The 21381-nt window shown below is 42.0% G+C and carries 22 protein-coding genes; 16 read left to right on the top strand and 6 right to left on the bottom strand.

Annotated elements, in window-relative coordinates; translation table 11 throughout:
- The first annotated feature begins 54 nt into the window (after positions 1-54).
- The 7 genes from AB4153_RS08360 to AB4153_RS08330 all read left to right on the top strand — a co-directional run bounded on the left by AB4153_RS08360 (position 55) and on the right by AB4153_RS08330 (position 7068).
- Positions 55-1401, top strand: a complete 1347-nt coding sequence (locus tag AB4153_RS08360) for an OprO/OprP family phosphate-selective porin (RefSeq protein WP_371997025.1) — start codon at positions 55-57, stop codon at positions 1399-1401.
- A 16-nt stretch (positions 1402-1417) separates the two neighbouring features.
- Positions 1418-2245 carry a hypothetical protein gene (locus tag AB4153_RS08355; RefSeq protein ID WP_371997023.1) on the top strand — a complete coding sequence of 276 codons (828 nt, stop codon included), beginning with the start codon at positions 1418-1420 and terminating at the stop codon, positions 2243-2245.
- A gap of 114 nt (positions 2246-2359) precedes the next feature.
- Positions 2360-3028 carry a DUF47 domain-containing protein gene (locus AB4153_RS08350; RefSeq protein ID WP_102527546.1) on the top strand — a complete coding sequence of 223 codons (669 nt, stop codon included), beginning with the start codon at positions 2360-2362 and terminating at the stop codon, positions 3026-3028.
- An 11-nt stretch (positions 3029-3039) separates the two neighbouring features.
- Positions 3040-4083: an inorganic phosphate transporter gene (locus AB4153_RS08345; protein WP_248956660.1), complete on the top strand. Its 1044-nt coding sequence runs from the start codon at positions 3040-3042 to the stop codon at positions 4081-4083.
- A gap of 378 nt (positions 4084-4461) precedes the next feature.
- Positions 4462-4947, top strand: a complete 486-nt coding sequence (locus AB4153_RS08340; RefSeq protein WP_102527548.1) for a C40 family peptidase — start codon at positions 4462-4464, stop codon at positions 4945-4947.
- Between the two features lie 179 nt (positions 4948-5126).
- On the top strand, positions 5127-5660 hold the full coding sequence (gene mog, locus AB4153_RS08335) for a molybdopterin adenylyltransferase (protein ID WP_153912954.1): 534 nt from the start codon (positions 5127-5129) through the stop codon (positions 5658-5660).
- 400 nt (positions 5661-6060) lie between these two features.
- The gene (locus AB4153_RS08330; RefSeq protein ID WP_371997020.1) at positions 6061-7068 is read left to right on the top strand and encodes a GlxA family transcriptional regulator; all 1008 of its coding nucleotides are present in this window, start codon (positions 6061-6063) and stop codon (positions 7066-7068) included.
- 74 nt (positions 7069-7142) lie between these two features.
- On the opposite strand, the gene AB4153_RS08325 is transcribed toward AB4153_RS08330, so the two are convergent.
- The 4 genes from AB4153_RS08325 to AB4153_RS08310 form a co-directional block, all read right to left on the bottom strand.
- The gene (locus AB4153_RS08325; RefSeq protein ID WP_102531649.1) at positions 7143-7379 is read right to left on the bottom strand and encodes a hypothetical protein; all 237 of its coding nucleotides are present in this window, start codon (positions 7377-7379) and stop codon (positions 7143-7145) included.
- A 103-nt stretch (positions 7380-7482) separates the two neighbouring features.
- The gene (locus AB4153_RS08320) at positions 7483-8631 is read right to left on the bottom strand and encodes an ABC transporter permease (RefSeq protein ID WP_102531648.1); all 1149 of its coding nucleotides are present in this window, start codon (positions 8629-8631) and stop codon (positions 7483-7485) included.
- A complete protein-coding gene (locus tag AB4153_RS08315) occupies positions 8631-9365 on the bottom strand; it encodes an ATP-binding cassette domain-containing protein (RefSeq protein WP_102531647.1) in 735 nt (244 codons plus the stop codon). The genes AB4153_RS08320 and AB4153_RS08315 overlap by 1 nt, the downstream gene beginning before the upstream one ends.
- A gap of 2 nt (positions 9366-9367) precedes the next feature.
- Positions 9368-10912 (bottom strand): alpha/beta hydrolase, encoded by a 1545-nt coding sequence (locus tag AB4153_RS08310; protein ID WP_371997018.1) that lies wholly within the window; start codon positions 10910-10912, stop codon positions 9368-9370.
- Positions 10913-11004: 92 nt separating this feature from the next.
- On the opposite strand from AB4153_RS08310, the gene AB4153_RS08305 reads away from it, so the two are divergent.
- The 6 genes from AB4153_RS08305 (at position 11005) to AB4153_RS08280 (ending at position 16982) form a co-directional block, all read left to right on the top strand.
- Positions 11005-11379: a GntR family transcriptional regulator gene (locus tag AB4153_RS08305; protein WP_229370157.1), complete on the top strand. Its 375-nt coding sequence runs from the start codon at positions 11005-11007 to the stop codon at positions 11377-11379.
- A 73-nt stretch (positions 11380-11452) separates the two neighbouring features.
- A complete protein-coding gene (locus tag AB4153_RS08300; protein ID WP_102527557.1) occupies positions 11453-12295 on the top strand; it encodes an ABC transporter ATP-binding protein in 843 nt (280 codons plus the stop codon).
- On the top strand, positions 12292-13617 hold the full coding sequence (locus AB4153_RS08295; RefSeq protein WP_371997017.1) for a hypothetical protein: 1326 nt from the start codon (positions 12292-12294) through the stop codon (positions 13615-13617). The genes AB4153_RS08300 and AB4153_RS08295 overlap by 4 nt, the downstream gene beginning before the upstream one ends.
- Before the next feature lie 117 nt (positions 13618-13734).
- A complete protein-coding gene (locus AB4153_RS08290; protein WP_102527559.1) occupies positions 13735-15528 on the top strand; it encodes a long-chain fatty acid--CoA ligase in 1794 nt (597 codons plus the stop codon).
- A gap of 150 nt (positions 15529-15678) precedes the next feature.
- On the top strand, positions 15679-16467 hold the full coding sequence (locus AB4153_RS08285; protein ID WP_102527560.1) for a lipase family protein: 789 nt from the start codon (positions 15679-15681) through the stop codon (positions 16465-16467).
- A gap of 104 nt (positions 16468-16571) precedes the next feature.
- Complete coding sequence (locus AB4153_RS08280) at positions 16572-16982, top strand: thioesterase family protein (protein WP_102527561.1); 411 nt, start codon at positions 16572-16574, stop codon at positions 16980-16982.
- A 77-nt stretch (positions 16983-17059) separates the two neighbouring features.
- On the opposite strand, the gene AB4153_RS08275 is transcribed toward AB4153_RS08280, so the two are convergent.
- A complete protein-coding gene (locus tag AB4153_RS08275; RefSeq protein WP_229370166.1) occupies positions 17060-17491 on the bottom strand; it encodes a thioesterase family protein in 432 nt (143 codons plus the stop codon).
- A 153-nt stretch (positions 17492-17644) separates the two neighbouring features.
- Between AB4153_RS08275 and AB4153_RS08270 the strand changes: the two genes are divergently transcribed.
- Complete coding sequence (locus tag AB4153_RS08270; protein ID WP_371997016.1) at positions 17645-18892, top strand: hypothetical protein; 1248 nt, start codon at positions 17645-17647, stop codon at positions 18890-18892.
- Positions 18889-19872 (top strand): Solitary outer membrane autotransporter beta-barrel domain, encoded by a 984-nt coding sequence (locus AB4153_RS08265; RefSeq protein ID WP_102527564.1) that lies wholly within the window; start codon positions 18889-18891, stop codon positions 19870-19872. Before AB4153_RS08270 ends, AB4153_RS08265 begins: the two co-directional genes overlap by 4 nt.
- Before the next feature lie 133 nt (positions 19873-20005).
- Here the strand turns inward: AB4153_RS08265 and mtnC are convergent, their stop codons facing one another.
- Positions 20006-20689: an acireductone synthase gene (gene mtnC, locus AB4153_RS08260; RefSeq protein WP_102527565.1), complete on the bottom strand. Its 684-nt coding sequence runs from the start codon at positions 20687-20689 to the stop codon at positions 20006-20008.
- Between the two features lie 205 nt (positions 20690-20894).
- On the opposite strand from mtnC, the gene AB4153_RS08255 reads away from it, so the two are divergent.
- Positions 20895-21338 (top strand): dCMP deaminase family protein, encoded by a 444-nt coding sequence (locus AB4153_RS08255; RefSeq protein WP_102527566.1) that lies wholly within the window; start codon positions 20895-20897, stop codon positions 21336-21338.
- Positions 21339-21381 lie beyond the last annotated feature (43 nt).

Genomic DNA, 21381 nt, shown 5'->3' with positions numbered 1-21381 from the left:
TAGAAACATTTTTGTTCCAAATTAAGTAATAAAAATAATCTAAGGAAGATGAAGATGAGCAAAGAAAATGTGTTGTCAGTTTCAGGAGTTGCTAAAGCAGTAGCAATATCATTATTTTGTTTTTCAGGTGCCACTATGGCGGCTGATACCGATCGCGTTACAGAGTTAGAAGAACGCTTAGATGCGTTAGAAATGGAGCTGATTGAAGCCCAAGATGCTGCTAACAAAAAAGATAGATTAAAATTCTCTAGCAGCAGCCCGTCACCAGAGTTCATTTCTCAAGATGGTAAATCTACCATGGAGTTTTCTGGTCGAATTCAATTGGACTATGTTAACTACGATGATTTTTACACTGGGAGTAAGCGTGAGTTTGAAGGTGGAGCCAATACGGTCGATTTTCGTCGTGTTCGATTTGGGGTCGAAGGCTACTTTTCAAATGTATGGAAATACTCGTTAGAGTTTGATTTTGATGGCGAGTCTGAAGTTGAAGTGAAAGATGCGAACGTGACTTATCGCGGCTGGGAAAATTCAGAGTTGACCATGGGTTTCCAGAAATATGGTTTTGGTCTTGAAGCCACGAACAGTTCGGCTCATTTAGCTTTCTTAGAACGTGCAAGTACAGATACATTTGCACCTGATCGTAATGTCGGCGTGCAGTGGCTTTATAAAGGTAATGATTACAACTTGGTGTTGGGTTACGGTACTACTGCCAATATTAATGACGACGACTTAAACTTTAAGCAAGATGTCTATAACGGCCGTTTTACCATGGCGCCGATTAATAACAGTGACCATTTACTACATCTTGGTGTCAGTGGTATGTACACCAACAATAACAGTGAAGCAGTAGAAACGCGCTACCGTGCTCGTCCTAGCAGCAAGCCTGTCAGCCGCACCATTGATACTGGTAAATTTGATGCCGAATCAGTACAAAGCTATGGTTTAGAGGTGGCTTATCAGCACAGAAACTTATTAATTCAAGGTGAATATGTCACTTCAATGGCTGATCAGATTGATGATGAATCTGTGACAGTTGATGCTTACTACTTACAAGCGGTTTATACCTTAACGGGTGAACAATGGAATTACAGTGGTAAGAAAGGGAAATTTAAATCGATTAAACCTGCCAATGCAATTTCTGCTGGTGGCTATGGTGCATGGGAATTAGCAGCTCGTGTTGATGTGGCAAACTTTGATGATACAGATGCTGGTATCACTGGCGGTGAAAAAACCGATTATATCCTTGGTGTGAATTGGTACTTAGAAAACAACCTCAAAGCGCAGTTTAACTATGTGCATACTCAAGCTGATTACCAAAAACCATACACAGATATTAATGGCGTAGAAATGTACGACCAAGATGGCAATATCTTCCAAGCAAGATTGCAGTTTGCATTTTAACTGAAGGATAATTCTGATGAGAAATAATCTATTTTTAATCGGCCTAGTGAATGTATGTTTAAGTTCGAGTGCCTATGCGTTATCGCCTGATGCATTCACTTCACTTGAGTATCATGTGAATACTGGCACGGCTAAAACACTGCCTTATGCGGCTTCGAAACAAACTGATGATTTTAAACAAGCTTTTAACTTCATTGATTTAGAAGAACGCTTAAAAGTAAAGTTGGTGACTTATATTGATACGCCTAACCGCGCTTTTAAAGCTAAATCGATCAATATTCGAGTACGTGAAGATTTAAGTAAACCACGTAAGAGTAAAATCACAGTCAAGTTACGCGCTGCAGATCCACAAAGCTTTGGTGATGTATCGAATTACCGTAAAGCAGAGATTGACTATACCGAAGGTAAAGCGGCTTACAGTGTGAGCTATGATATTCCTTATTCACCTGCTGACATTGATGTGAAAAATGTCGATATGGAAGCGGTATTTGCCATCTTAAAACGCAATACCGCTATGTGGGAGATTGTTGGTGATATTTATGAAGCAAATAAAGCCGACTTAATCCAAACCATGGTTATGCGAACTCATGGTTGGGAAGGCACGGTAAAAGACAAACGGTTTGATGACGTTGAAGTCGATTTTCAAGTCTGGACGCCATATTACCGCAAGCCACGTATCAGCTTTAATGAGTTTTCATTTAAGGGCCATGTGAAAGATAAAGCGCGCTTAGAGGAGATGTACCAACATTTATATCAACAAGTTGAAGCTGTTGGATATGAACATGGTCATAGCGGCTCGAAAACCAGTTCTACCTTTAAAATGAGTAAAGGATTTACTAAGTAAGTTCCACTGAGTTCATCCAATGACCAGGCACTGTGTCCCCATCACTCCCTGATGTAGTGCTTGGTCATTTCTCATCTTAATTCCCCCTTAATTAACCCTAACAAAGGAGATGCCATGTTTGGCTTTTCTCGGATCACTACGCTTCTTTCTCAGAGTCAGTCTACCGAAACCAATGTGTATTTATTCCTCGATCAAGTCACACTCGCCCAACATAAGTTTGTTTATATGTGGCAAATGTATTTAGCTCACGGAGCTAATAGCGAGGAGTTTGAAAATGCATTAACAGAGCTTCAATCTATTGAACATGAAGCTGATGTCCTCAAGCGTGAAATTGAACAGACGCTATATCGTAAAACCCTGATCCCTGATTTACGCAGTGATGTGGCCTCGCTGATTGATTTAACCGACCGGATTATCAATAAACAGGAAACCATAGGCTTACATTTAAAAATCGAGAAGCCACTTATCCCTCAAGCGGTTGAGGCTGACCTCATGGTGCTACTGAATGCGGTAGGCAATACCATAGATCACACTATATTGTGCGCCAAAAGTTTTTTTACCGACTTACAGCGCGTACAGGAATATCACCAGAAAGTGATTATGTTTGAAAGTGATGCGGATAAAGCCTGTACGCGGGCGAAAACTATCTTGTTCGATACAGATTTACCGCTGATTAATAAAGTCCAGTTGCGATACTTTTTTGACCGCATAGATCAAGTGGCGAATTTAGCTGAAGACATCAGTGATCGGGTTGCCATATTTACTCTCAAACGGGTTCAGTAGGAGGGAATAATATGGATATTGCGATTTGGGTATTTTTATCGAGTGGTTTGTTTTTAGGTTGGTCGTTAGGGGCCAATGATGCTGCTAATGTTTTCGGCACTGCTGTCGGTTCTAAAATGGTTAAGTTCTCCACGGCGGCAATGATTTGTTCAGTGATGGTGATTCTGGGCGCAGTGATCAGTGGTGCTGGTGCATCGCATACGTTAGGTGCCTTAGGTAAAGTCTCTGCCATTGGCGGCGCATTTACTGTGGCTTTGTCGGCTGCGACAACTGTATATCTGATGACAAAGTCAGGTTTACCCGTATCGACAGGTCAAGCGATTGTCGGGGCTATTATCGGCTGGAACCTCTTTAGTGGCATGGCAACTGACCCTGAAGTATTGACTAAAATCTTAAGTACGTGGGTGATGTGTCCAATTCTTGCTGCCATCACCGCAGTTATTTTATATAAAGCTGTGACACGCGCGATTGATTGGTGGCGACCTGGTTTATTTCAATTAGATCAGTGGACACGTATTGGTTTGATATTAGCAGGTGCATTTGGTGCTTATAGTTTAGGTGCTAATAACATTGCTAATGTGATGGGCGTATTTGTGCTCAGCGCACCTATTGATGCCTTTGAATTTGCGGGTATTGAGTTTAGCGGTGCAATGCAGCTGTTCTTTTTAGGTGCTGTTGCCATTAGTGTCGGGGTATTTACTTACTCTAAAAAAGTGATGATGACGGTGGGTGGCAATTTAATCTCGATGACACCAGTGACAGCATGGGTGGTAGTAATGGCGCACTCTATTGTGTTGTTTATCTTCTCTTCTCAGTCGCTGTCTAATGCTTTTGTGAACATGGGTTTACCTGCAATACCTCTAGTGCCAGTGTCGAGTTCTCAGGCGGTCATTGGTGCTGTTATTGGTATTGCCTTCTTAAAGCGGTTACCGATTCAATGGCCTGTTCTAGGTAAAATACTGGTGGGGTGGGTGATTACGCCGATTTTATCAGCCATTGCCTGCTTCATTGGCTTATTCATTGTCCAAAACCTGTTTAAGCAAGTGGTAGTGTAATCAATCATGCTAGATGTCTGACTCATTATTAGGATAAGCTGAGATGACGAAATCATGGTGGTATAAGAGGCGACTTTATAATGAGACATGTTAATTTAGCAGGCATGTTAGTCGTTTCAATGTCATTAGGTTGCTTACTCAGTTCATATAAGAATACTGAAGGAGCCCCACACAGAACGTCATAATCAACAATGTGCTCAAAGCTTGTATCGGTGGTTAATTATTAATGATTTGTAGGTTTGTTTAGACCTTGTCCGGTTTAACTCACGCTTTAATTCGTTTAGCCTACATGGGAATTGGTCGTGTTATTTTTATACAAATCTATACTGGTTTTGAGCTAAATACTGGTTTTGAGCTAAATACTGGGTGGATATTGTTATGTCACGATTAATTTTACTGCTCATTATGAGTGTTCTTCTGACAGCTTGTGCCAGCAATCATATTACAGTTCCTGATAACGCCGCTGCAGCATCATCATTAGGTGATGTTGATTCAAGATTGTGGAACGAAGCGCGTTTATTACAATTTCACCAGCAGTGGCAGGGGACGCCATACCGTTTAGGTGGATTAACTAAGAAGGGTTTGGACTGCTCTGGTTTAGTGTATGTGGCTTATCAAGATCTTGTTGGTCCAAGTATTCCAAGAACTGTGCAAGGGCAAACAAGTTTGGGAACGCGCGTGGCTAAAAGTGATTTACAAAGCGGAGATTTAGTGTTTTTCAAAACCACAGGTAGCGGGCGTCATGTTGGAGTGTATTTATCTGGGCATCGCTTTTTGCACGTGTCGACTAAAAAAGGCGTCATAATTTCAAGCATGGATAACGTTTATTGGAAACCGCGATACTGGTTTGCGAGTCGTTTATAACCTCAGCGAATTACGTTGTCTTATTTTTGAACAAGGCATAGCTGCAGTGACCCATGTTTTGCAACTCTTGATCAATCTCTCCGTCTCTGCTTGAAAATTGTGGTATTTTAGCCACATCTAAAGTCTATAGTGTTATGTAGACTTACAGCCATTAAATGATCAAGTTTAAGGATTTTGTCATGACCAAAGCTAAAATCGGCATTGTTACGGTAAGCGATCGTGCGAGTGCAGGTATCTACGAAGATATTTCAGGTAAAGCCATTATTGATGTGCTAAATGAGTATTTAACATCTGAATGGGAACCTGTTTATAAGGTCATTCCTGATGAAACGGCTGATATTGAAGCTACGTTAATTGATATGGCTGATGTGCAAAACTGTAGCTTGATCGTGACAACTGGCGGCACTGGGCCAGCTAAGCGTGATGTGACTCCAGAAGCGACTGAAGCGGTGTGTGATCGCATGATGCCAGGCTTTGGCGAGTTAATGCGCGCCGAGTCATTAAAGTTTGTACCAACGGCTATTCTGTCTCGTCAAACAGCTGGTTTACGTGGTGACTCATTAATCGTTAACTTACCTGGCAAGCCTAAGTCTATTCGTGAATGTTTAGATGCAGTATTTCCTGCGATCCCTTACTGCATCGATTTAATGGACGGTCCATTCTTAGAGTGTGACGAATCAGTCATCAAGCCATTTAGACCGAAAGCGAAGTAATCTGAATTCAGATTAATTAAGCTTACAGCAGTTAAAATCTGCGAATATTAAAACCAGCTACGGCTGGTTTTTTTGTGGCTAGTACTTTGTATCGCAGAGTTAAACTCCCTTCCTTAGGATCAAGTTAGCGCTATAGCCTGCGAATAGCACTAAACTTGGAATTGCTATCAAGTGCGCAAATATACTGGGCTCAGTACTGAAATTTAGCCAAAGTAATAAGCCCCAACTTACCAACAAATAGCTTACGCTGATTAACCAATTTGAACTGATACTTTTCATTGCTCGTTTCCTTACTGAGTACCTCAATGATGAATAAGCCCAGTATAAAAACTAGACAAATGAGTTGTAAGTGTCATTATTGACAAATATAAGGTCAAAATTGACATTTGAGGCGTGATAGATGAAAACGATCTACATTATGGCTGCGGGTAATGTTGTCGCCAGTGGCTTAATGAGTTTTCTAGATGTGTTTAGTTTCTGCAATAGTTACTGGCGCAGAATGAATCCAGATGCCACTGAGGACTTGTTTCATTGCCATGTTATTTCTGCCCATGGTGGGCCAGTAATGACGAATCAGGGCATAGAAGTACCCGCTAAGGGCCTTAAGCATGAAGAAGATATTCTCGCAGCTGATGCGGTGATATTGGCATCGGCCTTTGTGACTAATCGAGATGAGTTTCAGCATTTTTTGAGTGATTTCGAGCCATTATTTTCGCCATTACGACAGTTTTCTGAAACAGGAAAACCTGTGGCGGCTTATTGTTCGGGGACATTATTGTTAGCCGCATCAGGGTTATTAAACCAGCGCCGTGCAACCACTGTGTGGTGGCTAAGTGAAATGTTTGAACGTAACTTTAAAGATGTGCAGTTATGCATGGATTCATTGGTGGTTTCAGATGGCCATATACATACCGCTGGAGCAACCACATCCAGTTTAAGTTTGGCTTTGCACTTGATTTCGATTTTAGTGGGCGAGCAAATGGCACAGCAAATGTCGAAAATCTTATTGATTGATCCTAATCGGAGTTCACAACAACCCTTTATGACTATGAGTATCAACCCTGAGCAACATAAAGATGAATTGATTCATAAAGTGCAGCAATGGATGCAAGTGCACTTAGATCAACATTGGTTGTTGGATGACATTGCCGATAAATTTGCGGTAGGTAAACGCACGTTAATAAGACGCTTTAAAAAGGCCGTTAATGAAACACCTGCGAGCTATATGCAACGTTTACGAGTTGATGAGGCCAAGCGATTACTTGAAACCACGGAACTGGGGATTGAACAAATTGTTGAACGGGTGGGCTATGAAGATAGCAGCTCATTTAGGAAGTTATTTATTCAGTTAACTAGTTTGTCGCCAAGAGCATATCGACAAAAATTTAACACCCATACTTGCTGCTGATTTAAAATATAGATAAACAAAAAGCCAATAAAATCGGTGGTTTTATTGGCTTTTTTAATCGTGTTGGCAAGGTTTTACAATCCATTGATAGTTTGCTTTAAATCATAACCTGGCTCAGTGACAATGGTTTCTAGCGTAGCTATCCGCGTTTGCAGTTCTTTATTTTGCTGGCGAAGCATGCTGATTTCAGCATTATTATCTTTGTCATGTTTTGTCGATTTTATCTTGACGTAATGCTTAAACATTTCCGTGGCAGTTGTGCCCAGGGTAATGATGATAACTAAGGCCACAATGGCGTATTCTTGTTCCATACTAAACTCCTTCTATTTGATGAACCCAAGCTTGGGTTAATAACAATGACGATAGAGGCCATTTGCTGATAAAGCTCAGCAAAATGACCTGTGTTATCGACGCTTATAAACCAAAAACCACTTTCTCGCTTTTCAGCAGTTTCTCTAGTCCTAAAGCAAGTGCAACTGACAAGACTAATGTGGCACCTGAAGACACCAATAACTGCAGCATTGGGATTTCTCGCCCTTTAATAAAGGCCATTAGTGCTTGTTGCTGACCTGATACAGGCAGCCACTCCAATACATCTGGTGCAATGTTATAGCTGGCAGCCATGGATAAGGCTAATGGGACAAATAGCACCATGGTTAAATAAGACTGGGCCTCTTTAAAGCTTTTGGCCATGAAAGACACAAACAGCTGTAACGTTGCCGCCATGATGGCGAGTGGAATGCCGATAAATAGCATCAGTCCCATAAAGTCAGGCGAGATGTTGACGCTAAAGCCGAGTTCCTGCCAAGGGACAAAGGTATAAGCGAATTTAGACACCAGCAAGATCAGCAGCAAGCCCAGTAAAGCAAAGCAGGTGACCGCAATGATTTTTCCCAGCACTAACTGTCGCGTGCTGATTGGGTGACTTAGCAGCAAGGCGAGCGAATTACGCTCGCGTTCACCGGCACTGGTATCAATGGCCAAGTTCATGCCAGAGATAAACACCGAATAAATCATGGTGAAAATCGCGATACCCAAGATAAAGCCACCTTTAGAGTCAGGTGTAGCCTGATCTTCTACAATCACTTTAACTGGCTGTACAACCGCTGGATTAATTCCGCGTGCAATTAAGCGTAAACTGCCCATTTCACTGCTGTAAGCTTGCAACTGTAGCTCAACTCTACGAATTGATTTTTGTAGCTTTTCATTAGAGTTATCTGCAATTAAGGTTACTTCAGCAGGTTTAGCTTTAGCCATATTCTCGGCGTAATCGTCACTAATAATAAGCTCAATGTCTTTGACATCTTTTACGCTGACGCCTTCATCTGTCGAGGCATTGATGCCGCGATTATTGAGAAAACGGACTAAATCAGGCGCATTGTCACTGTTAGTAATATTAATGTTTAAATCTTCTGGGCTTGATAACTGTCCGATTAACACCATAAACATGCCGCACATTAATAGCGGTGTGCCGATAGCATAATAAAGTCCAGCCATGACAGAGCGTTTGTCGCGCATGGCGTCGATGAGTTCTTTGCGAACCATTGCAATAACTGTTTTCATTAGGCTGCGATCCCTTCGTCAGTTCCAATTAATTGTATAAATGCATCTTCAAGTGAATCCTTGCCTGTTTGTTGGCAAAGCTCTTCTGGGCTGCCTGTGGCAACGACTTTACCGTCTGCCATCACAATCACTTGGTCACAAAGTGCGGCAACTTCTTGCATAACATGACTTGAAAACAGCACGCAGTGTCCAGCGGCCTTGAGCGAGAGCAAAATGTCACGCAGTAAGCGTGTACTCATCACATCCAAACCACGAGTCGGTTCATCCAAAATAATATTGGTCGGCTTGTGCACAATAGCCTGCGCTAATGCAGTTTTCATTCGCTGGCCTTGAGAAAACCCTTTGCAGCGTCTATCGGCAATATCTTCAAGTTTGAGCTGAGCAATCACATCTTGGGTTGCTTGTTTAGCGTCATTTTTTGACATGCCACTGAGCTCGGCAAAGTAGCTGATGTATTCTCTAGGCGATAAACGCTCATAGAGGCCAAATGGATCTGGGAATAAGCCCAGTTGTGCTTTGGCTTTAGTTGGCTCTTTAGCGACATCAATGCCGTCAATTTCTGCATGACCTTCATCGGCGGCAAGTAAACCAAATACAGTGCGTAGACAGGTGGTTTTACCTGCGCCATTAGGGCCAAGTAAACCCGTGATATGACCGTCATGTGCGCTGAAGCTGAGGTTATCAAGTGCTTGCACGTCACCAATTTTTTTAGATAGATTCGTTACAGTAATCATGATTATTCTTCCTCAGTTGTCGTTGGAATAACTTCAACGGTGTTGGCATTTAAGTAAAAACTACGGCTCACATCTTTTTCTAAACATTCGCCATCGATATTGTCCAGCGAGCCACTCGTGACTAAATCTGCCATTAACTCATTGCCGCAACTTTGGTATGCGACCCCGTGAGTGGCGAATTTGGAGATAAAGTGTTTTGCATTGCTGAGCTTTTCGGTGGCCATTTCGCCCCAGCTTGGTGGGGTGGCAGGATCTAATTCGCCAGATAACAATAAGGTGGGGATATCGCTTTCGATGGCATCACTAAAACTGCTATCAACTTGCGGCATATTCCATACGCTACAGGTGGCTTCTAACCCCTCAATCATGGTGGTTGCCATGTATGAGCCTTTGGCTCGTTGGCGAATGTCATCAGTAAGGCGGTGTATGTCTTCTCCACACACCACAGATGCATGCATTCCCATTGCAATCCCAGTGCTGTCGGCAGTAAGGGTATAAATACCTAAAATGGGTTGATAGTTACCGATGGATGCTTGATGAATCGCATGGGGAATTAAGGCGCGAATATTGGGCATATACAAGGCCATACGAATTGAGCCGTTAAACTTGCCACGGGTTAAAGTAAAATCAGCGATTTCATCGGTTTGTGGATCGCGGGTTTGCGTGACGATAGCCGCTTCAGCTAATGCGTTATCTACCTGTTGAAAATCTTGCTCAAGCGTAGGAAACTGCTGCTGACATTGGCTATTTTTCTGACAATCTTTAAATAATAAGGCGTAGCCTCTATCAATAGCACTACCTATTGCAATCACACTTTGCTGCATTGGCACCACACCATCTAAGGTAACTGTGGCGAGCGCTTGTGGAAATTCGCGCATATAAAGTTGCGCCATACGCGTGCCATAAGACACGCCGTATAAATGGAATTTGTCGTAGTTTAAGTGTTCACGTACAGCTTCAAAGTCTTTAAGTGCCGTTAAACTGCCGTACTGGCTCACATCTGCATCAATCTTATCGAGACACTTTTGCGTGTCTGCAACATAGTCCATGTCATCGTCATTAAAAGATAAGGCTGACATATTGTCGTCATCACAAGCCAAAATACTGGATTGTCCAGTACCACGTTGGTCAATTAATAGAATGTCTCTATCTTGGCGCACTTTCGCCAGCACGCGATTAAAGCCTGCCGCATTTTCAATGGCTGACTGACCTGGACCACCTGCAATGGCTAACAAAGCTTGTTTTTTAAAGCTGGGTTTAATCGCAGGTAATACTGCGTAATGAATCGCGATTTGCTTGCCATCTGGTATCGCTGGATTTTCTGCCACCATTAATGAACCGCATTGAACTTGCTCTGATAGGCCATCAACATAACAAGCTGATAGTGGTGCCTGACTTGACGTGGTCTCTTCTGCTGTCACTGACAAGCTAAGCATAGAGAGCAAACCAACTTGAATTGCGCTGATTAATTTTGATTGGCGAGCCAATAGCTTTGGCTTACGAACCTTATTAAACGTTCCTTGCAACATAACTTTTCCGATGTTCATAACATCTTTCCTTTTTGCATTTCAGGATGATTGTGGTAACTTAACATTAGTGTATCGGTGTATCAATGTATTAATACAGTAAGTAAAGGCTAATGCTAGAACTAATAAAAGTCAACCCCAGTAGTGGTGAACCTATTTATCGACAATTGCATGAACAAATCGTGCGATTGATTGTGGGCGGCCAACTGCAGGTAGATCAAGTACTGCCATCAGTGAGGCAACTTGCTGAACATTTAGCGGTTAACCCGATGACAGTATCCCGTGCCATTCAACAATTAGTTGAACAAGGCTGGCTAGAGCGCCGCCGTGGGCAACCTACTCGTGTTGCTAATAAGCAAGATGCGCCTACGACGACAAGTTTGCAGTTATTAGAATCTCAAGCCAATGATTTAATAACTAAAGCTAAGCAATTAGGCATTTGTTTGGATGATCTAAAGTCGTTGATGGAGCAGCAGTGGGATAAGTAGTCCTAGCTTAATTTAATCTTTTTAAATACTGATAACAGCAAGCAGTAAGCGCAAGATAACAAGGAACAAGTTGATGGAACACTCTGAAGTGATTCTCGAGTTTCAACAAGTCGATAAACGATTTGATGACCAAGCTGTATTAACCCAACTGAGCTTTAGCTTATCGGCTGGCATGGTTGTGGGCTTATTGGGGCAAAACGGGGCGGGTAAATCGACCTTAATGCGTGCAGCCTTAGGCATTTTAGAAATTGATGCAGGTAATATTACTACTCTAGGTGAAACCGCCACTGACCTGTCTATCGATGCGAAGGCTAAAATTGGCTATGTGCCACAACAGCCGTTTGGCTATGAAGGTTTCACTATTGCCAGTGCACTTGAATTACACAGTAGTTTTTACCCGCAATGGGATAAAGCACTTGAAACTGATTGGTTGGCTCGTTTTGGGCTTGATAGTAAACAACAAGTGCAAAAGTTATCAGTAGGGCAGCGTCAATCTTTAGCGCTAATTATGGCGATGGCGTATCGTCCCCAGTTACTGATCCTTGATGAACCTGTTGCCAGTTTAGACCCTATTGTGCGTCGTCAGTTTATGGGTGACTTATTTGAGTTAGCGCTTGAGTCTGGCTCTGCAGTGCTATTCTCATCTCACATTACCTCCGATCTTGAACGTGTTGCCAGCCATGTCGCGCTGCTCAAACAAGGTGAATTAGTCTTGTTTAAAGAAATTGATGCCTTACGGGAAGAGGTTGTTTTAGTGCAACTCGCAGATAACCAAGAGTTACCCGAGGGGTTAACGGTGTTAAATCGCAATCAGCAACAAGTGTTAGTGGATAATGCCGATCAAATCGACATTGCTGGCGTGGTCAATACTACCTCATTAAATCTTGAACAACTATTCATGGAACTTCACCGATGAATAGCCCGTCGCCCTCAACACAACCTAGCGCTAAAGTGACTAAAAATGCTTTTCGCAACCCATTTAAAGGGTTCTACTCACTATGGCTAAGAGACTTTGGCAGTCTGAGCTTTTTGATGGTCGCTTTGCTGGGTTGTGGCCTGACAATACTCACCATAATAACTAAGCCTGAAAAAATTGACGTCATCAATCTTGCTTTAGGCATGACTATTTTATCGATGTCTTGCGCAGTAGCCTGGCAATTGATTAAATTGTCGGCCAATGAATGCGCAATGCTTATTCCTCATTATCGACAGCAGGTATTAATACAAGCTAACAGTATATGGGCGGTGAGCTTATTTCTGAGTTTCGTGGCAATTGAGCTAAGTGAATTGACCAGTATCGCGACATTGATGCTTTTTGTCAGTATTGGTACTGGGTTTATTTATGCGTGTTTAATTAAACCGCAGCGATTCAATTATGCCATGCTGGTGTTTTTAGTCTTACCGATTACACCGCAATTAATTAACTATATTCCGCAATTACTGGCTGATTATATTGTATTGATCCCGGTGTTATTAGGGTTCTTAATTGATCGGAAGCTAAAACGTTTCAGCTGGAATCAAGATGCTCGTGCCATATATTTAAATGGCCTAGAAACGGGGTGGATGGTTGGCCCAATAGTGGGACAAAACCCTTGGTTTATTAAGCTAAGTCGCTACCTACATCCTGCCAGTTTTTTTATTGGCCCAATGCTCGGCATGGTGTTGATTGCTTCATTGGTATTAAGTGCTGTTGGGGTGTTATTTGCAGCTTACATAGATGCAGACTTTCCCATTTTAATGGTGCTTTCTCAGTTAATGATTATGGTATGCGCATTAATTCACTGGACACGTGTTCAGCGTTGGCGCGCAGCCGAGACGCTATATATGCTACCAAGCTTTAGCGGTAAATCTGGCTTGGTAGAGCAGTTTTTTAAGTCGCAATTACGTTTGATGGGTATCGTGATAATGATTATGTCACTGATAACCCTGTTATCTGCTTTGTTTAACTCACAGATAACCCTGATGGTGGGCTTACATATCGTCGCAACGACGACTTGGGCATCTGGTTTGGCCTTAGCGTTCGGTGCAATGAGTCGATCTACTTTGCACGTTAGCTTATCTATGCTGCTTGTCTTTAGTAGTGCTATATGGCTTTCAACTTCATTAGTTGGCTTACGGGAGCAAGGTTCTATAAACGTTGGCTATTATTGGGGAGATTTAGGTTTACTCCTGTTAATGGGAGTTTTACTCGTTATCAGCAGAAACAAATTATGGAAAAATGGTGTTGCTGGTTTGTAAAAAACGACCTTATTCTGTGAATTGACGCTAATTTAGACTAAAAACTCTTATTTTTATGGGAGGCATACAGTAGAATGCCAAAAAGCGGAACACTTGTAAGCTAAAAGGTAATTATTAATGTCTCTCGAAAAATTTCATATAGTCAGACTTCTGCAAGAGCAAAGTAAAGCGCTAGAAGATAACATTGCACTCGAAGGATTTGAGATGGCAGCTCCTTGGAACAAAGTTTCATGGAGTCAGTTTGATACTATTACTAATAAAGTGGCACAACTGTTAATCGACTTTGGTTTAGCTGTTCAAGATAAAGTGGTAATTGTGGCGCAAAATAGCCCACAGTGGAGCTGCGCTGACATTGGTGCGCTAAAAGCACGTACTGTTGTGGTACCTGTTTATCCAACTAGCCCAATGGAACAAGCAGTTTTTATCGTTAATGATGCTCGCGCTAAAGTGATTTTTGCCGGTGACGAAAGCCAATATGCCACAGCTTGTAAGATCCAAGCTCAATGTCCTACTGTTGAACACATTGTGGTGTTTGATAGCCAAGTAAAATTAGCCTCAGATGAACATTTTCATTTCGATGACATCTTAATTGCTGAGACAACGCCAGTAAGTGCAACCGAGCTAGAGTCTCGTTTATCGCAAACCAACCTTGATGACTTACTTACCCTCATCTACACATCTGGCACCACGGGCGATCCTAAAGGCGTCATGCTTGATTATCGTAATATTGCGTCAATGGTAGAGCAGCATGATGATGAAATTGCTTTTAAAGCGGGTGATGTATCGCTTGCTTTCTTGCCATTAAGCCATGTGTTTGAACGCGGTTGGAGCTTCTATGTTCTATGCCGTGGTGGTCATAATGTTTATTTAAGTGACACTAACCGTGTAAAAGAAGCCATTGCAGAAGTACGCCCGCACACCTTATGTGTCGTACCGCGCTTTTTAGAAAAAGTGTATAGCGCCGTGCATGATAAAGTCAGTACAGCACCAGCGATCCGCCAGAAGCTATTTAATTGGGCTATTGGTGTGGGTTCGCGTCAATTTGAAGTGACTCAAGGGCGCAAACGACCAAGCACACGTTTATCATTGCAGTGGAAATTAGCCAACAAGCTGGTATTCAGCAAATTACAAAATGTATTAGGTGGCCGCCTTAAGTTTATGCCGGTAGGCGGCGCGGCGTTAGACGTGAATGTTGGTGGTTTCTTCCATAGTATTGGCGTACCAATCTTGTGTGGTTACGGCATGACTGAAACTTGTGCAACAGTCACCTGTAATACCTTAGATAACCGAGTATCGGGTTCTAACGGTAAACCATTACATGCGATGGAAGTGAAAATTGGCAGTAATAATGAGATTTTAGTTCGCGGCGAAACGGTGATGCGTGGTTATTACAATCGTCCAGAAGATACGGCTGAAGCATTCGAAGATGGCTGGTTAAAAACCGGCGATGCAGGCATGTTAGATGCCGAAGGTAATCTATATATTACCGATCGCATTAAAGAGTTGATGAAAACATCAAATGGTAAATACATTGCGCCGCAGCGTGTTGAAGGTAAAGTCAGTTGTTGCCCGTTCATTGAACAAGTCGCGATTGTGGCTGACGCGCGTAACTATGTATCAGCGCTAATTGTCCCCGCGTTCGAGTCACTAGAATCTTGGGCAAAAGAGCATGAGATTAAGTTTGAAAATCCAATGGAATTATTGCGCCACAGCCAAGTTGTTGAGCACTTTGAACAACGTTTAAAAGAGCTACAACACGAATTAGCAGGCTTTGAAAAAATTAAAAAATTCACCTTACTGCCTGAAGCATTTTCAATGGAATCAGGGTTAATTACCCCCACGATGAAGCTGCGCCGTAAGAAGATTTACTCTAAGTATGATCGTGAAATTAATGCGATGTACGCTAAGTAATTTTTTCTGAGCATATTATAAAGGACGCATTAGCGTCCTTTTTTGTGTCTGTTGTTTTTGTCTCAATTATTTTTGTATAAATGATCATCACATAAGTGTCATAAAAGCCGACTATTCTCTGGTTAGTTTATTCCTGTGAATATGTAACTTTTGAAAAAACTTAAACGCTATCAATACGAACGTTATGCTGTTTTGTGCAAGGTGACTTACCGTGCTGACTTTGAGCCAGAAAAGCTCGGGTTTTCTAGGGGTAATTATCGTGAAATTGCCAATCGCTGGGGTAATATATGTGCCCGAGTTATGTGGCGTGACAATAAAAAAGAAGTGCTGGTGGTATTTCGTGGTTCGCAAACTATGAACGAATGGCTACTCAATTGTCAGTGCTGGCCGAAAGCGAAGCAGTTTAAAGGGTGTCGTTACAATGTGCATTCTGGCTATGACTATTTATTGGAGCAAAGTACTAACCCGATAGCACCGCATTATGAGGCTGATATTAGTCTTTTCACTCAGTTACAAATGATCCTCAACCCGTTGATTCTGGCTGGTAAGCGTATTTCACTAACTGGTCACTCATCAGGTGGCTCAATGGCAATATTAGCCGCAGATAGATTAGAGCGATTATACCCAAACTCAATTAAGCGGGTGGTGACTTTTGGCCAGCCGTCACCGGGGTTTAAAAGCTTTCAAAAAGCGTATTTATTACATCGACGTACTTATCGTATTTGCTGTGATATTGATGTGGTGACTTTTTTGCCACCACTGCCAGGTATTTACTTTCATGTGGGGAAAATGCTGTGGCTGCATAACGAACGGATTTATGAAAACATATCGCCGGTAAAGCGATTCCTATTAAGTTTTTTTAGTTGGATAGTGTCGCCTTTTGCCTTTCATTACATGCACAAATACATCCGTAATAAAGACTTCTTTGATGACATTTGAGCTTGAAAAATCAGAATAGGGTGACTCACTTTTAAAGCTGTCATACACTGCCTGCTGTTTTATTTATCATTATTGAACGCACATAATAAAAATAAGAGGCTTGCATGTCAGATAATCAATTCAGTTTAAATCTCACGCCACGATTTTGTGAAACCGATGCATTAGGGCATATCAATAATACGGTGATCCCTGTGTGGTTTGAGGCTGCGCGCGATCCAGTGTTTGATATTGTGAACCCAGGACAAGATTTGTCGAAGTGGAACATGATTATTGCAGGCTTTAATATTGTCTTTAATGCACCAACCTTTTATGGCGCAGAAGTGACGGTTAAAACCTATATCAGCCGTGTGGGCAACAGTAGTTTTGAGATTGCACAAAGCTGCTGGCAAAACGGCCGTCAAACTGCAGAAGCCAAAACGACGATGGTGCATTACAACTATCAAACTGAAAAAAGTCAGCCGATGTCTGATGAAGTAAAAGCGCAACTTGCTGCACTGACCGGTGAGATTGAGTAGATTATAGAGGTAGGTTTCTTATCTTTTTTAAAGCCCTGTATTTTGAATACACAAAATACAGGGCTTTTTTTGAGTGGCTATTCGGCTACTTTATGCTGTTCCAGCGCTGCGAGTAGTTCAGGTGTTAGCTTGGCTTTTTGGCCTGTCTTAAAATTAAACATCACCACATTGGCGGTGCCTGTGGTCGTCACAGCTTGTTGGGCTTTACTGAAAATTCGGTAATGCATGATAAAGCGGTCTTCTTTTACGTCACTAATATTGACGCTGACTAATAATGTATCAGGGAACGTCACTGGTCGTTTATAGCGCGCGTGGGTTTCACTTAACACAGGGCCTACAGCGGTTTCTTTAAGATCGGCCATCATGTTTATCTGGCTAAAAAAATCGATCCGAGCGGTTTCAAAGTAGCGAAAATACACCACATTATTTACGTGATTGAGTGCGTCCATTTCACCCCATGCCACTGGAATTTCGGTAATAATCGCATGCTGCTGAATAAACTGGTCCATATAAATCTTGCTCCCTAATAAAGTTAAACGCTTGTTTGATTTTTATTCAGGTTAACAGGCAAAACCTAGTTCAACAAGCATGGAATGCTTTGCTATCAATTGGGCAATATGTTTTGATAATGTTAAACCACTATTTGCTATGGAATGCGTCGTTTGAACTCTTTTAACTACCCACGATTACAGCAGTTACTTTATCGCCCCGTTGAGAGTGTATCGGCCTTGCCTCGAGTGATACTCAGTTATATTAAGACCATCATCGGTAAGCTGACCGTGGCGCAAAAGTTGTATTTCATCGCCTTTCTTTTGATGTTTACCACTGATGGGGTGACGATGGTGGGGATCATTGCCATGATTGCAATGATGATTGAATTTTGGCCATTGTTTACTAAAACTTGGCATAGCTTAGCGGGTAAAGCATTTCTGCTGTTGTTTTACGCCATTATTGCTAACTTTTCGTTGGTGTGGGCAGCCTCTGTAGTTAATGAAGTTTCAGGTGTTGATGCAGATCATTTAACCTATACCCACAATCTCGTTATTCTGCTTTATATGCCGGTATGGTTCGTACTGGTTAGCGGAGTGGCTTTAATGTTGCTGCAAGCCGTCATCCCAATTTACTTTGTATTGATGCCACTACTTAACTTGCTTGGCGTTAAATCAATACGTTTTACTAATAGTGAGCATTACCGAAAACGCACTATATTGCTGCGAATGATATTGGCTTACGTGGTGTTAGCTAACCTGTATTTATTAAGTGATATTGAGAACACCTTTGAAACCAGTGATCCCAGAGCCAAAATGATCAAATTGTTAGAAGAGGAAACGGGTGAAAAAACTGAAGATATTGAAGCTGGTTTACAAAAGCTCTCAGCCGTCGGTGCGAAAATTGCCGAAGCTAATGTAGAGACTAAGACTAAGACTAAGACTAAGACTAAGACTAAGACAGTTGTAGCTGCTGAGAACTTAGAAAACCTTAGCTCTACTGAGTCAATGCCAGCGCCTGAACCTGTGACTTCGAGTGTTAGCGAAGTGACTCCTCCAGATATCGCCGCGAGTACTCAAAAGGTGATTGAGGATGCCGTTCAACAATCTATTAAACAAGTACAACAAAACGAGGTTACACGTTTGGATGTGGGGGCGGATGAAGCGGCTGAGCGACGTTACGATATTATTCGAGAGAGTTATCGCTTGATGGTAAGAATGACGATTGCCAATTTTATCTATTATTTTGAGGGTAACCAGTATTCTCGTTGTGAATCTGAACCCAATAGTAAAGTGGTTGAACTCAATGACTATGAGATCTTACAAGTATTGCCCACGGCAAAAGATGAAAGCCGATATGGGTATTCATTTGATGTGAAAGCATGCGTGTCACCGGCTTTTCCTGCTAAAGAGGAGTCATGATCCGTAATAGCATCTTTATCGGCTTATCTATGTTGCTGGCAAAGGCTTCAATGTCGGCACCTGTAATTGAACAAAGTATCAGCGATATTGCTAAAGGTAATATCGCTTCAGCTATCGTGTTATCTGATGCAAGTTTAATCTCACTGGGCGTAGTCAATTTTGACCCTAACAATATTGTCAGTCTTGACCGATTCGATGCAGGATCGGAGACTTCAATACAGCGTAGAAAAGAGCTTAGCGTCTATTCGATCCCCTGGGAAAGTGACTGGCAGGGTAAAGAAGATGAATGGCAGCGAGCGACATTTGCAAAATTTTCTTATATCAATTCTAAGCAATCATTACAGCTATCAGACGATATAACACTGGTTGATAAACTAAATGAGAAAAGTTATTTACTGTTTGCTGAGCAGCGCTGGAAGTATCTGCTATCAGACAAGTGGTGGTTACAATTAGCCGTGGGTGCGCATTTGATTCGCTATGAAAATGACTTTGACTATCGCAGCGATTTTGGTGATTTTCAAGATGAGCTAGATGGCAGCTTGTTTAATACCTCATATGCAGCTTGGATGCTCGACCCTACCATTGAGTTGCATTATCAAGATACGCTGTGGGGTAATAAGTGGCAATTCATCAGCCGTTATAACTATGCTTTTGGGCAACTGTTTGACACCGATTCTCCCCAGCAAGATGGCTCGCCTAATGTCGGTCGTTTCAGTAATGCTTTTATTTTTCATTACGCACTTCCGCCAATGATGAACCTGCGCAATGAAATGCGCTTCCTATTCAAACGCATAGATTTAACGGGTGATGCAGTGGCAACAATGAACACAAATCACTATTACGAAACCGGTCTAGGCTGGATAGTTGAAACCCCTTCATTGTCATCTTGGCTGACCAATGTAGGGATTGGCGTCACGGTCAATATTGATAGTGCCCTAAGTGGTGGCAGTGTGGTGCTACTGTTTAATGAGGATATTTAGCTGTGTTAAAGCGTCACTCTAGTTCTAGATTTAGTTCTAGATTTAGCTCTAGCTCTAGATGTCACTGCCGACGTTACAACAGGCAATAAAAAACGGCCACAGAGGCCGTTTTTTTATATTAGGACAGACATCTTTATGCGTCGATATCTAATCCTGAGAAGTCACTGATTTGCGCAAATTTAGCGGTTTTTTGATTATCAAAACGTACCATTTGGCGAGTATGTAATCCTGCCGCTTCTGCCGCTTTTAATTCTTCAACAACATCAGAAACGAATAGCACTTGTTTAGGGCTTAAGCTGATGGTGTTTAAGATATTACAGTAAGCTTGCTTATCTAATTTGTTACCCGTACGCGTATCGAAATGACCACTAAATTTAGGGGTTAAATCACCCGCATCACTATGGCTGAAAAGCATTTTTTGTGCTTCAGCAGAGCCAGACGAGAAGCTATAGATTCGCATGTTAGCGGCTTCAAATCGTGGGATAGCGTCGATGAAATCTGGGTAGATATGACCGGTGAACTCGCCAGATGCATAACCTTGTTTCCAAATAAGACCTTGAAGGGTTTTAAGTGGTGTTGCTTTGCGGTCTTCATCAATCCATTGTGCGAGGATTTCAGTTACGCGTTCAACAGAGGCGTCTTGTTCTAGTGCAAGGTCGCGTACGTCACTAATACAGTATTCAACCAATGGGTTGTGCTGATTCTTATTCAGAAAGTCGCCCATGGCTTTTTTTGAATAAGGAAATAGTACATCGTGAATAAAATCTAGATCAGTCGTGGTGCCAGCTGTATCTACGATAATCGCTCTAATACCCATAGTGTCTACGTACTCCAATCCTTAAATTTGCTTGTTCAAGATCCTAAGCTTTATTGGGTCTGATGGCTAGTCAAATTGGTGTCTAGAATAGCAGTTATCTTCAAATCAATGATATTCCATGTATTTAGCTGCCAATACGGTGAAGTTTAGGTATTATGAATAGACACATAACAGGTGTTTTATTTCAACTTTTGAGGCTGTCACTATGATTTCAAAATGGGCAAAACGATTTTTTCAGATGGCTGAGCTAGTTGGATCATGGAGTAAAGATCCATCAACGCAAGTTGGCGCGGTGATCACTAAGCATAACCGTATTGTTTCTGTCGGTTTTAACGGTTATCCCCACGGGATTTCGGATAGTGCTGAAACCGATGACCGTGAAATGAAATTACTGAAAACATTGCACGCAGAAGAAAATGCCATTTTGTTCGCCAAGCGTGATTTAGGTGACTGTGATATCTGGGTGACGCATTTTCCTTGTCCTAATTGCGCTGCAAAAATTATTCAAACTGGGATCACTGGTGTTTATTGCCCTGAGCAAAGTGAAGATTTTCTTTCTCGTTGGGGTGACAAAATTAAAGTCAGCCAAGATATGTTTTTGCAAGCGGGTGTGAAGGTGAACTGGCTGCCAGTGAGTGAACTTGAATAAATAGGCTGTTTTTTCAATCGAGAGCTTTAGTCATTAGAATCGC

The organism is Shewanella sp. 10N.286.52.E4 (genome assembly GCF_041468785.1).
Taxonomy (GTDB): domain Bacteria; phylum Pseudomonadota; class Gammaproteobacteria; order Enterobacterales; family Shewanellaceae; genus Shewanella; species Shewanella electrodiphila.
This window is presented reverse-complemented; position numbering and strand designations above follow the sequence as displayed.